The organism is Candidatus Rokuibacteriota bacterium, assembly GCA_016209385.1.
Lineage (GTDB): Bacteria > Methylomirabilota > Methylomirabilia > Rokubacteriales > CSP1-6 > JACQWB01.
Window position 1 is genome coordinate 19,426 of sequence record JACQWB010000028.1, and the last position, 11,463, is coordinate 30,888.

The 11,463-nt window shown below is 66.4% G+C and carries 16 protein-coding genes; 6 read left to right on the plus strand and 10 right to left on the minus strand.

What is annotated here, in order from left to right; translation table 11 throughout:
- Nucleotides 1-136 precede the first annotated feature (136 nt).
- From HY726_01850 to HY726_01875, 6 genes are all read left to right on the plus strand, one after another.
- Entirely contained in the window at nt 137-1,330 is a 1,194-nt protein-coding gene (locus HY726_01850; protein ID MBI4607735.1) for an acyl-CoA dehydrogenase family protein, read from the plus strand.
- A 20-nt stretch (nt 1,331-1,350) separates the two neighbouring features.
- Nucleotides 1,351-2,385 carry a carbon-nitrogen hydrolase family protein gene (locus tag HY726_01855; GenBank protein ID MBI4607736.1) on the plus strand — a complete coding sequence of 345 codons (1,035 nt, stop codon included), beginning with the start codon at nt 1,351-1,353 and terminating at the stop codon, nt 2,383-2,385.
- 168 nt (nt 2,386-2,553) lie between these two features.
- Entirely contained in the window at nt 2,554-3,795 is a 1,242-nt protein-coding gene (locus HY726_01860; GenBank protein ID MBI4607737.1) for an ABC transporter substrate-binding protein, read from the plus strand.
- Nucleotides 3,796-3,931: 136 nt separating this feature from the next.
- Complete coding sequence (locus HY726_01865; GenBank protein MBI4607738.1) at nt 3,932-4,027, plus strand: CoA transferase; 96 nt, start codon at nt 3,932-3,934, stop codon at nt 4,025-4,027.
- 49 nt (nt 4,028-4,076) lie between these two features.
- Nucleotides 4,077-5,123 carry a carbon-nitrogen hydrolase family protein gene (locus HY726_01870; protein ID MBI4607739.1) on the plus strand — a complete coding sequence of 349 codons (1,047 nt, stop codon included), beginning with the start codon at nt 4,077-4,079 and terminating at the stop codon, nt 5,121-5,123.
- Nucleotides 5,124-5,160: 37 nt separating this feature from the next.
- Nucleotides 5,161-5,532 (plus strand): M24 family metallopeptidase, encoded by a 372-nt coding sequence (locus HY726_01875; protein ID MBI4607740.1) that lies wholly within the window; start codon nt 5,161-5,163, stop codon nt 5,530-5,532.
- Between the two features lie 38 nt (nt 5,533-5,570).
- Here the strand turns inward: HY726_01875 and HY726_01880 are convergent, their stop codons facing one another.
- The 10 genes from HY726_01880 to HY726_01925 form a co-directional block, all read right to left on the minus strand.
- A complete protein-coding gene (locus HY726_01880) occupies nt 5,571-5,795 on the minus strand; it encodes a hypothetical protein (GenBank protein MBI4607741.1) in 225 nt (74 codons plus the stop codon).
- Between the two features lie 19 nt (nt 5,796-5,814).
- On the minus strand, nt 5,815-8,343 hold the full coding sequence (locus HY726_01885) for a glycogen/starch/alpha-glucan phosphorylase (GenBank protein MBI4607742.1): 2,529 nt from the start codon (nt 8,341-8,343) through the stop codon (nt 5,815-5,817).
- Between the two features lie 2 nt (nt 8,344-8,345).
- The gene (locus HY726_01890; GenBank protein MBI4607743.1) at nt 8,346-8,495 is read right to left on the minus strand and encodes a hypothetical protein; all 150 of its coding nucleotides are present in this window, start codon (nt 8,493-8,495) and stop codon (nt 8,346-8,348) included.
- An 81-nt stretch (nt 8,496-8,576) separates the two neighbouring features.
- Nucleotides 8,577-8,930, minus strand: coding sequence for an OsmC family protein (locus tag HY726_01895; GenBank protein MBI4607744.1), 354 nt, complete (start codon nt 8,928-8,930; stop codon nt 8,577-8,579).
- Nucleotides 8,931-8,951: 21 nt separating this feature from the next.
- Nucleotides 8,952-9,563, minus strand: coding sequence for an intradiol ring-cleavage dioxygenase (locus HY726_01900; protein ID MBI4607745.1), 612 nt, complete (start codon nt 9,561-9,563; stop codon nt 8,952-8,954).
- Between the two features lie 238 nt (nt 9,564-9,801).
- Nucleotides 9,802-10,404, minus strand: a complete 603-nt coding sequence (locus HY726_01905) for a hypothetical protein (GenBank protein MBI4607746.1) — start codon at nt 10,402-10,404, stop codon at nt 9,802-9,804.
- A gap of 10 nt (nt 10,405-10,414) precedes the next feature.
- Nucleotides 10,415-10,615 carry a 30S ribosomal protein S21 gene (locus HY726_01910; GenBank protein ID MBI4607747.1) on the minus strand — a complete coding sequence of 67 codons (201 nt, stop codon included), beginning with the start codon at nt 10,613-10,615 and terminating at the stop codon, nt 10,415-10,417.
- A gap of 4 nt (nt 10,616-10,619) precedes the next feature.
- Nucleotides 10,620-10,760 carry a hypothetical protein gene (locus HY726_01915; GenBank protein MBI4607748.1) on the minus strand — a complete coding sequence of 47 codons (141 nt, stop codon included), beginning with the start codon at nt 10,758-10,760 and terminating at the stop codon, nt 10,620-10,622.
- Nucleotides 10,761-10,936: 176 nt separating this feature from the next.
- Entirely contained in the window at nt 10,937-11,173 is a 237-nt protein-coding gene (locus HY726_01920) for a hypothetical protein (GenBank protein MBI4607749.1), read from the minus strand.
- Nucleotides 11,174-11,219: 46 nt separating this feature from the next.
- Nucleotides 11,220-11,463, minus strand: a 244-nt coding sequence (locus HY726_01925; GenBank protein ID MBI4607750.1) for an RNA-binding protein, incomplete at its 5' end; no start/stop codon positions are given.

Consider the following 11,463-nt stretch of genomic DNA (forward strand, 5'->3'; position numbering starts at 1 on the left):
GGCCCAGTGATACCAGTTCTTCATCGTATGAGGTCGCGTCGAAGAAAATGCCGACAAGAGAAAATAGGTGGCCGCTTGATTACCTGGTCCGGAGCGACGCGCGTGGAGTTCGAAGATCGAGTGGGGAGGTGAGGCGATGAGCGCCATAGCGGTGACGGCTGACCAGCGGCGGGTCAAGGAATGGGTTTGTGAGTTTGTCAGGAGAGTCGTTGCTCCTGTCGCAGCGGAGCTGGATCAGCGTTCAAATCCGCAGGAGTGTTTTTCCTGGCAAATCGTGGAGGAGGCGAGCAGGGTTGGCCTTCGAACGCTCACCCTTCATGAAGAGTACGGCGGTCAAGGCGCGGACTCCCTGACGACCGCCATGGTCATCGAGGAGCTGGCCAAAGGCGATCTCGGGGTCGCGGTGATTTTTGCTCAGACGCTCAAGATTGTTCAGACACTCCAAAAGGCGTGCACCAAAGCGCAGAGGGACCGGTTCTTGCCTAGCTTCCGTGATGATCCGCGGTTCCTGCTGGCGATTGGCATCACCGAGCCTGATACGTCCTCAAACTACATCATTCCGTACAATGACGCGCAGGCCCCGTACAAGACGACTGCGGTCCGAACGGACGGTGGATGGGTTCTCAACGGGGTCAAGCATTTCATCTCCAACGGTAACCGCGCCGGCCTGTATCTGATTTTTGCCCAAACAGAACGCGGCAAGAGTCTCGTTGAAGGAAGCACCTGCTTCCTCGTCGAGCGCGACACACCGGGGTTCGCCATCGGGCGCGTGGACAACAAGATGGGAGAACGCTTGGTTAACAACGCCGAGTTGATCTTCCAGGATTGCTTAGTGCCCCATGGAAACGTGGTCGGCGAGGTCGGCAAAGGATTTGACGTGCTCGTTCAGTTCTTCCCAGCCAGCAATGCCTATGCCGCGGCGAGCGTTTTGGGTGTCGCCGAAGCGACCTACCAGCGTACGGTTCGGTGGACGCGGGAGCGCGTCCAAGGGGGATGCCCGCTTATCGAGCATGATCTCGTGGCGGCGGAACTGGCCGAGATGCGCATGCTGATCGACGCCGCGCGTGCGTACGTCTACCAGGCGGCTTGGGCTGCTGACCATCGAGAGGACGGCTGGGATCCCACCCTGGGCGCGTTCCCGAAGGTCTTTGCTTCACGGGTCGCGTGGCGCGTGGTGACCGGGGCCATGGAGCTGCACGGCGGCTACGGCTACATGCGCGAGACGGGCCTGGAAAAGCTGGTCCGTGACGCGGCCGCCTTCCTTCATTCTGACGGCGCGAACCGCTCGCTCCTGCTCAAGGGAGCACGCTTCATCCGCCAGGCCGGGTGAGCGGCGGCCGGTGCCCTGCGATGGGCGAGACATACCCCAAGCTCCGGGTGGCGGCCGTTCAGGCGGCACCGGTGTTTTTGAACCGGGACGCCTCGGTGGAGAAGGCCTGCCGGCTCATCCGGGAGGCCGGCGCTCACGGGGCGCGGCTCGTCGGGTTCCCGGAGGGGTTCGTCCCCGCCCATCCCGTCTGGTATCACTTCCGGCCAGCTACTGAGAAGGAGAGCCACCGGCTGGCGCGCGAGCTGGTGAAGAACTCGGTGGAGATCCCGGGTCCGGCCACCGAGGCGCTCGGCGCGGCGGCCCGGGCGGCCAAATGCTACGTCGTCATCGGCGTTTGTGAGAAGCGGCCGGGCGCCATGGGCACGCTGTACAACACCCAGCTCTTCATCGACTGCCACGGCCGGATCCTTGGGAAGCATCAGAAGCTGATGCCGACGGTGGGCGAGCGGCTGGTGCACACGGGCGGGTTCGGCGATACCCTGCTCACCTTCGATACCGAGTTCGGCAAGCTCAGCGGGCTCATCTGCGGGGAGAATTCCAACCCCCTGGCCATTTTTGCCCTGGCCGCCCAGGGTACTGGCCTCCATGTCGCGAGCTGGCCCAACCACTTCTCGCCCAGCGAGCACAAGATGCGAGACGTGGTCATGTTCGCCAGCCGCTCGCTGTCCTACAAGGCGAACTGCTTTGTCCTGAACTGTTGCGGCATCATCTCCGAGGAGATGAAGCGGGTGCTCCCCTACGCGGAAGCGGATCGCGCCTTCCTGGAGGAGGCGGACAACGGAGGCGGCACCTGCATCATCGGCGCCAACAGCCTCGTCCTCGCCGGCCCCATGGGTGGGGAGGAAGGCATCCTGTACGCGGATATCGACCTGGAAGACGTAGTGCAGGCGAAGCTTGTGCACGATTACGCCGGGCACTACAACCGTCCGGACATCTTCACACTGACGGTCAGGTCAGCGGTTCCCACACTGTTCCAGCGCCTGGACGCACCGCCCGGGGCCCCAGCGCCGGCCGAAGAGGTCCCCCAGGCCGGTGAGAATGCAGGCGAGCAATAGCGACCCGCTGGCGTACACGGAATTCTGTCGCCGTCTACGTCCTCACCACCGTGTACGCTCCCGCGGGGATCGCCGGGGGCGCTCAGGCACTTCGCGAAAGGACAGCGGGCCCGCCCCGGCGCTCCTGACGTTTAACCTCAACTCGGGCAGTCCGAGGAGGGACGAGAGATGGGCAAGAAACTCATCGTGACGGTACTCGGCAGCTTAAGCGTGATGGCCGTCCTGGGGCCGAGCCTTGCATGGGCCCAGAAGGCGCCCATCAAGATCGGCTTCCTGGCCCCGGTGACGGGCGGCGCCGCCGCGGTCGGAAAGGACATGGTCAACGGCTTCATGAAGTACCTCGATGAGCAGGACAACCAGATTGCTGGCCGCAACGTCGAGGTGATTGTGGAGGACACGCAGGGCCTGCCTGCGGTGGCGCTGACCAAGCTCCGGAAGCTGGTAGAGAGCGACAGGGTTCACGTCATCGCGGGCTTGCTCTTCGCCCATGTGGGCTACGCGCTGGCGCCGAAGGTGGACGAGTACGGGATCCCCATGCTCTACCCGGTGGTGTCGGCCGACGACCTGACGCAGCGAAAGCCTGCCAGGTGGGTGGTCCGGACCGGCTGGACCTCGAGCCAGCCCTCCCACCCCTTCGGGGAGTGGGTGTACAAGAGGCTCGGATACAAGAAGGTGGTGACCATCGCTCAGGACTACGCCTTCGGCTACGAGGTGGTCGGCGGATTCCAGAAGACCTTCGAGGAGGCCGGGGGCCAGATCATCCAGAAGCTCTGGGCCCCGATCGGCACCACCGACTTTGGGCCGTACCTGGCCCAGATCCGACGGGAAGCTGACGCCGTCTTTGCCCTGATGGTGGCCATCTCGTCGCTCCGCTTCCCGAAGCAGTACCAGGATGCCGGGCTGAAGGCCAGGATCCCGCTCATTGGCGGGGGCACCACCTTTGACGAGTTCGTCCTGCCCTCGCTGGGTGACGAGGCCATCGGCGGGATCACCCCGCTTATCTACAGCGCCGCGCTCGACACGCCGGTGAACACGCGCTTCGTCAGGCAGTACCGAGCGAAGTACGGGAAGGTCCCCTCCTACTACTCGGAAACCTGCTATACCGCCGCTCGCTGGATCAACGAGGCGGCTAAAGCCATCGATGGCGACGTAGAGAGCAGAGAAAAGTTCCTCGCCGCGCTCAAAAAGGTCGAGATCCCCGACGCGCCGCGGGGACCGATCAAGCTCGACGCGTACGGCAACCCGATCCAGAACATCTATGTTCGGAAGGTTGAGAAGAAGGGGGGCGAGCTCTGGAACACGGTGGTCGAGACATTCCCGGCCGTCTCGCAGTTCTGGAAGTACAAGCCGGAGGAGTTTCTGAAGCAGCCTGTCTATAGCCGGGATTTCCCGCCGTGCAAGTACTGCTAGACAACTCGGAGGGGGCTATGCCTCCCTTCCGCACGCGAAGCAACCTCGCTTGCGAGGTTGCGCAGAACGCGAGCCGGGGTGCGCGATCCAGATAAAACGCTCAGGGCGTTCGCGCGACGCGGCTGTGCCCCGATAGATGGCCAGGCTCTACGGGAGTCTGCTCCTGGCCCGCCTCGGTGCCGAGGTGATCAAGCTGGAGGAGCCCGGGACCGGCGACCCCGGGTGGTGGTGAAGACCGTCACCGAGAAGCTCAGGAAGATCCGAGGAAAGGAGGAGCGAGGATGACGATGGATAGCGTGCGGGTCGGGTGCGTGTTGCCGGACTCCTACTTCGGGGAGGAGGAGTGGAGGAACGCCGCGCGCGCGGTGGAGTACGTGGAGGAGGCGGCGCGGGAGGGGGTGAAGCTGCTGCTTTTCCCCGAGGGCTATCCCGGCCCCGCCACGGGCCCGTTGGACAGTCCCCGGTATCCCTTCCGGCCCGTGGAGAAGCTCTCCGGGCTGGCGGAGAAGCACGGGATGTGGATCTTCTCGGGGGACATAGAGCCTTCGGAGATCCCAGGAGCCTACCGGCTCAACCTCAAGGCGATTTCCCCCCGCGGGAGGGTGGAGGCCATCTACCACCGCCGCCAGCCCGACACCCCTCCCCTGAACGCCTATCTCTACAACGGGAAGGGGCACCTGTTGCCGGGGGACAAGACGGTGGTCCTGGACACCGAGTACGGCAGGGTGGGCCTCCTGATCTGCAGCGAGCTCTGGGTGCCGGAGCTGCCGCGGCTGGTGATGCTGGAGGGAGCGGAGATCGTGGTGGCCCCCATCCACGGCTCCCACAGCCGGACCTGCGCCCGTTCGGCCGAGACCTGGCGGTGCATCGCCCGCGCGCGGGCGGCGGAGAACGACTTCTACGTCCTGATCACGCGGAACCTCTTCGTGAGCGGGGGTTTCGACTACCGGCCCTACGCGGCGAGCGGCGCGATGGTGGCGGGGCCCGAGGAAATGGTGGGGAACCGGGTGGAGCCGGGCGTGCTGGTGGCCGACCTCGACATGGCCCGTCTCCGCTACCTCCGGAGGCGCAGCTTCGACGTGGAGAACCACTCCGTCCCCCCGACGGAAGACGCTTTCCGCTACATCCGCACCCGTCCGGGGCAGATCTGGGAGAGGCGTCCCGAGATCTACCGTCCCCTCTGCGAGCCGAGCCCTTACTCCTTCAACTACCTGTACTGGAAGGAGAATCTCGACGCCTGGAAGCGGGACTACGACCGCATCTACCAGGGCGAGTACCGCGCCATCGAGGAGGGCTTCGGCGGACCCTTCGCCTTCCTGGAGAAGTAGCGCCGTGACATAGCTCCATACCACTTGCTATGAAGCGATGCTGACGGCCCACGAGGTCATGAAACCGGGGATCACCAATGTAGAGGTCAATCGCAGGGTGCGTGAGACCATCGGCAAGCACGGGCTGACCGGCTACCACGGGGTGTTAGGGCACACCATTGGCGTGACCGCCTTCGATGCGCCCCTTATCGGGGAGCTGGCAGCCACCGGAGAAAAAGAATTCGAGCTCAAACCCGGCATGACTTTCTCCGTGGAGCCTACCATTACGGTGCCGGGGGTGCCTGGCGGGGGTGGAGTCAGGATAGAGGACTGTGTCCTCATAACAGAGACGGGAAACGAGGTCCTGAGCAAGGCCCCGTATTGTGACAAGCTCCTGGGCAAGGGCGGCTGCATCTGCTGCGCTGATTGACCAGAAGGTCTCCTGGAGATCGTCCTTGCTCTCGGGCCTCAGACTGCCCGGGCTTCTTCGGCCGCTACCCCCTTTCGGGTCTTGAGAAGCCAGTACCCTGCGAGCGCTGCGATCGGCACCGTGGCGAGCACCGCCAGTTCCCTGCTCGGGTGAAACAGGACCACGAGGGAAAGGCCGGCAACGGCGATCCGCGCCGCCAGGTCTCGCCCACGTCTCTCGCTGAAGTTCGCCTGAAGGCTGAACGCGATGCCGACCGTTGCCACCAGGCAGATACGGAAAGATTCACCGCCGGCCACGCGGTGGCGGGCCGACGGGAACGGGCTTGAGCCGCCAGATCCCGCTCGCGTACTCGTGGGTCGTCCGGTCGGAGCTGAACCGGCCCATGCGGGCCACGTTCAGGATCGCCTTGTCCGCCCAGGCGTGCCGGTCGCGGTAAAGCGCGCTCACGCGCGCCTGCGTCTCCGCGTAGGACCGGAGGTCGGCGAGGTGCAAGAAGGGGTCGGCCCGGCCGAGCAGCGCCTGCCGGATCGGCTCGAACTGGCCGGGGGGACCGGCGTCGAAGTCGCCCGAGAAGAGGAAGTCGACGAGGCGGCGGATCTCCGGGTCGGACTCGTACACCTCCTGCCCGGTGTTGCGGCCGGAGGCCCGGACGGCCGCTACCTCGTCGACCCGGAGGCCGAAGATGAAGATGTTGTCCTCCCCCACCTCGTCGCGGATCTCGATGTTCGCGCCGTCGAGCGTCCCGATGGTGAGGGCCCCGTTGAGAGCGAACTTCATGTTGCTGGTGCCGGAAGCCTCCAAGCCCGCCGTCGAGATCTGCTCGGAGAGGTCGGCGGCGGGGATGATCCGCTCCGCCAGCGAGACCCGGTAGTCGGGCAGGAACACGACGCGCAGGCGCCCTTTCACCAGGGGGTCGCGCTCCAGCGCGGCGCCGACGGCGTGGATGAGGCGGATGATCCGCTTCGCCATCCAGTAGGCGGGGGCGGCCTTGGCGCCGAAGAGGAACGTCCGCGGCTCGTGGTCCTGCCCGGGATCGTCGCGCAGGCGCTGGTAGAGGAGCACGATGTGGAGCACGTTCAGGAGCTGGCGCTTGTACTCGTGCAGGCGCTTGACCTGGACGTCGAAGAGGGTCGCGGGATCGATCCGCACCCCTTGCGTAGCCAGGACGTAGGCGGCCAGGTCGTCCCGGGCCTTGCGCTTGACCAGGAGGAAGCGCTCCCGGAAGGCCGCGTCCGCCGCCGCCGGCTCGAGGTCCCGCAGGCGGTCCAGGTCCGTCACCCAGCCGTCGCCGATCCGCTCCGTGATGAGCGCGGCCAGGCCCGGATTGCACACGCGGAGCCACCGCCGCGGGGTCACGCCGTTCGTCTTGTTGGTGAAGCGGTCGGGGAAGAAGGCGTGGAAGTCCGGCAGGAGCTGGGTCGTAAGGAGCTCGGTGTGGATCCGGGACACGCCGTTGACGCAGTGGGAGCCCACGGTGGCGAGGTGGGCCATCCGGACCTGCTTGGGCGGCCCCTCCGCGATGAGGCTCATCCGAGCGAGCCGCTCGGCGTCTCCCGGCCAGCGGCGGGCGACGTCCTCCAGGAAGCGGCGGTTCACCTCGTCGATGATTTGGAGGTGACGGGGGAGGAGGCGCTCCAGCAGGTCCACCGGCCACTGCTCCAGCGCCTCCGGCAACAGCGTGTGGTTGGTGTAGGCGATCGAGGCGGTCGTGATCGCCCAGGCCTGCTCCCACGGCAGGCCCTCGCGGTCGACGAGCAGGCGCATCAGCTCGGCCACCGCCAGCGACGGGTGGGTGTCGTTGAGCTGGATGGCGACCTTGTCGGGGAGGGCCTCGAGCGGGTTCCGGTCGTTCTTGTGGCGGCGCAGGATGTCATGGAGCGTGCACGCCACCAGGAAGTACTGCTGGCGGAGGCGGAGCTCCTTGCCGGCGAAGACGCGGTCATCCGGGTAGAGGGCCTTAGTGAGGTTCTCCGCCATCACTTTCTGCTCGACCGCGGCCGCGTAGTCGCCCTCGCTGAAGTCCGCGAAGTCGAACTCCTCGCCCGACCGCGCCGACCAGAGCCGGAGTGTGTTCACGTTCGGGCTCCGATAGCCGGCGATCGGCGTGTCGTAGGGCATCCCGAGGATCACCCGCGTGTCCACCCACCGGAAGGCGAGGGGCCCCCCGGCGGGGTCGGGCTCGACGCGCCCGCCGAAGTGGACGGGCAGCATGTACTCCGGGCGCGCCACCTCCCATGGGTTCCCGAGCCGGAGCCAGTTGTCGGGCTCCTCGACCTGGGCACCGTCGCGGATGACCTGCCGGAAGATCCCGTATTCGTAGCGGAGACCGTAGCCGACCGCCGGGTAGGCCAGGGTGGCCAGGGAGTCCAGGAAGCAGGCGGCGAGGCGGCCGAGTCCCCCGTTGCCAAGCCCGGCGTCCACCTCGAGCTCGAGGAGCCGCTCCCAGTCGATTCCGAGCCGGGTCACCACACCCCGGCCCACGCCGTCGACGCCGAGGCTCACAAGGTTGTTGAGGAGCGATCGCCCCATGAGGAACTCGAGGGAGAGGTAGTAGACGCGCTTGACGTTCTTCCGGTGGTAGGCCTGCTGGGTCTCGATCCACCGCTCCATGAGCCGGTCGCGGACGGCGTAGGCGAGGGCGAGGAAGCGGTCGTGGTCGGTGGCGCTGTAGCGGTCCTTGGCCAGCGAGTACTTGAGGTGGGCGGCGAAGCCGGCCCGGAGCGACGCAGCGTCCTGGCCGTCGCGCTCGGCGGGCGTGCCCGCCGGCCCGGCCGGCCGCCGCGCCCTCGTCCGCCGCGGCGTACTGCCCATGCTCAGGGCGCCCGCTGGGAGAGAATGTTGAGCAGGCCCTGCCGGCCCTCCCGGACCACGGCCAGCTCCCGCTTCAGGGCAGACACGACGTCACCGGGGTGCGCGCGTAGCCATCGAAGTCCCGGCACGGCCCGAGCGCCCGGTGCGGCCATCGGGCGCTAACCGCGATCGCCCGGCACCGCTACCACCTGGATCTTTACCTCGGTCGCGGCCGCGACCGTGCGGTAGAGGGGTCAGCGGCTCCGGTAGGTCTCGACCAGCGCTTCCGCCACGGCCTGGCTCACGCCGGCAATCTCGAAGGTCATCGTGATGCTGGAGAACCGGGCCGGCTCGGCCGCCGTGCGCGTGCCCTCGATCGTCACGTCCATCCGCTTCACCGGAACGCCGGTGTCCCGGGCGTGCATCTCGATCAGCGTCACGCCACAGGAGGAGATGCCGGCCAGGAACGCCTCGCTGTTGGTCAGGGCGTCCGGCTGGGGCCGGGACGACGAGTCGAGCACCAGCCGCTGGCCGCGCGTCAGACTGTGCGCCCGGCCGAGCACGCCGCTGCTCGAGGACCGGATGGTCTCGATCTTGACATCGCTCATGACCGCCTCCCCCTGGCGCGCTCAGGACGCGACGAGGACGAAGTCGAACGTGGCGCGCCTACCCGCGCCGGCCTCCTCCACCTTCAGCAGCAGGGCCGGCGAGAAAATCCAGTCCCGCTGGTTCCACGGCTCGCCGGGGAAGTAGAGCTGCGTGGTGAGGAGCGGCCGGTGCGGCGCCTGGACTTTGACGTGGAAGTGGCGGGTCCGGCCCGGGTAGAGCCCCGGGACGATCGTCTCCAGGCGGTAGCGCCCCTCGTCGTCGGTGAACTGGTGGCCGCGCAGCCGGTAGCCGGTGTTGTCGTACTCGCCCCTGTCATCCGCGTGCCAGAAATCCACCAGCGCCCGCGCGACGGGGCCGCAGTCCGTCGTCAGCACGCGCCCCGTCAGCACGATCCGCGTGCCGGTCATGCCCGGCTCCAGGAGCGACGTCCGCCGCGGCGAGCTGGGCTTGTAGAACGGCCCCGCGGTCTGCGCCGGCGTCACGCCGCCGGCGTCGGAGCAGGCCGGCGTGGGCGCGAGCCGCCGCGTCTGGGCCAGCGCCCGCCGCGTCCCGAGCGCGAGCGTCGCCGGCGCCACCAGCGAAGCCGTCAGGAACTCACGTCGTGTCCGCCCGGTCGGTCTGTGCCGGTCCATCACCCAACCCCCGTCTGCTCGTCGTGGTCACCGTGCGCAGCGCGCGCTCCGAGGGTGATCCAACGGAATCCAAGCGAATGAGCCGCCCATTCCTCGTCTGCCGGGCGGTGGGCTACGGTACTGCCAATTGTCCTAAAACCTGGAGGTGCCTTCCTGCCCGTGGCAAATCCCTTCTTCGAGCTCGCCCCCCTCGGCAAGCGAGAAAGCTAACCAGGCACGGAACAGTACGGCGGAAACCCTAACCGACGCGCCATCGGCCATTTGGCGTTGGAGAGGGCCGAACAGGTTTTCGGTGGGCTTGGCTCACCTCGCTGATCGCCAGGACGAGGCACCGGCACCCCGGATGGAATGGGGGGAGATCCGGCGAGTCGTCTTCTACCTCGCGGTGGTTGAGAGGGTCGCACACCGGGCATGGCACACCGTCGCCCTGCCGCACGATCTCTGCCCGGATGCCCCGTCTCGCGTAACGGGCGAGCGCGGTGCGCGTCTGAGCGCGTGTGGTTTCGAGACTCTGGAGCCAGTGAAGGAGGAGGTAGAGCTTGTGCTCCTGGTAGGCATGGCGGATTTCAGGCGACGCTCGAAGGGCCGGGGTTTTCTTGAGCTCGTCCCAGAGCGGTGGGAACTTCCACTGCTCCGCGAAGATAGCCTGCCAGCGGTCGAACTCGGGCCAACCGAAATCTCGGGCTCCCAGCCGCGCCAGCACCGCGGCATGAAGGCCGCCAACCGTTTCGCCACGCGCCGTGATTCCCTTGAGGAGGTCGAGGACAATCTGGCGCTCCTCCAGGGAAAACCCGGTAGTCTGGGCGAGCGCAATGGCCGCATAATGGAGCGTCCCGCTCATCGGGCGCCTCCTAGTCGTAGTCGGCCTGAGATCGCCTGAGGGCCTTCCGTCGCTTCTTTCGGGCCTCGGCCTGCTTGCGCTTCCGCTTCACCGAAGGTTTCTCGTAGTACGCACGCCGCTTCATCTCCTTGAACAGGCCGCCCTTGAGCATCTCCTTCTTGAGGGCCTTCAGAGCGGGCTCGATCTGGTTGTCGAAGACCTCGATCCTCAACGGCCTAGCCCCTCCTCCCGCCGCGGTCTCCCGACGGCCGCCGCGAGCTCTGCGACTTGGCCTCGCTCACGGTCGGGGGGTGCTCCATGAAGGGCTTGCCCTTGAACATCTCGATGGCCTTCTGGGCCGCCTCGGCGGGGGACATCTCGGCGAACCCGAACCCCAGGAGCTGGTTGACTGTGGGGTTGACTCCACGGTCTGGAACGACGGGTGGCCGATGAACACCTTGCTACCATACTCCCTCCTGGAAAGGAGAATGACAAACCCCCAAAGACTCTTTAATGAGTCTCTGGAGGTCTGGCCCACAACCACCAAAACCAATTAAAAAGCACCTAAAGAATAATCCTTTAGGGGAATGTTGTCAATGAACAAGTCCGGAGAAATCCGCGTGGTCCGGTATTTTTTCCCCACCGAGGAGACGGTGATCCAGACCCCGTGGCCGTCTCCACGTTGCCCCCAGCGTGCCGCCAGACAAACGCTTTCACTTTCACGTGCTTGAAGATATCCGAATGCGGTGCCGAGGCCGCGATACTCCAAAGACAAAAACGGCGCAGGCATCAAAGCATCCTGCGCCGTTTCCGTTCTGACTGGGTCGGTCCGTCGCCTACCAACGGGGCGCGCGACCCTTGCCGCCGCCGGAGCCCCTGTCTGAGCCAGAGCCTCGGGAACGCGCAGCCTGCGGGTTTGCGATGTTGACCGTGAGCCGTCGGCCCTCGAAGGCCTGATCGTTCAGCTTCGCGATCGCCGCCTGGGCCTCTTCGCTCGTGGACATCTCCACGAAGCCGAAGCCGCGGGACTGCCCCGAGAACTTGTCGGCGATCACCGCGGCGGACTCAACGGTCCCGCAC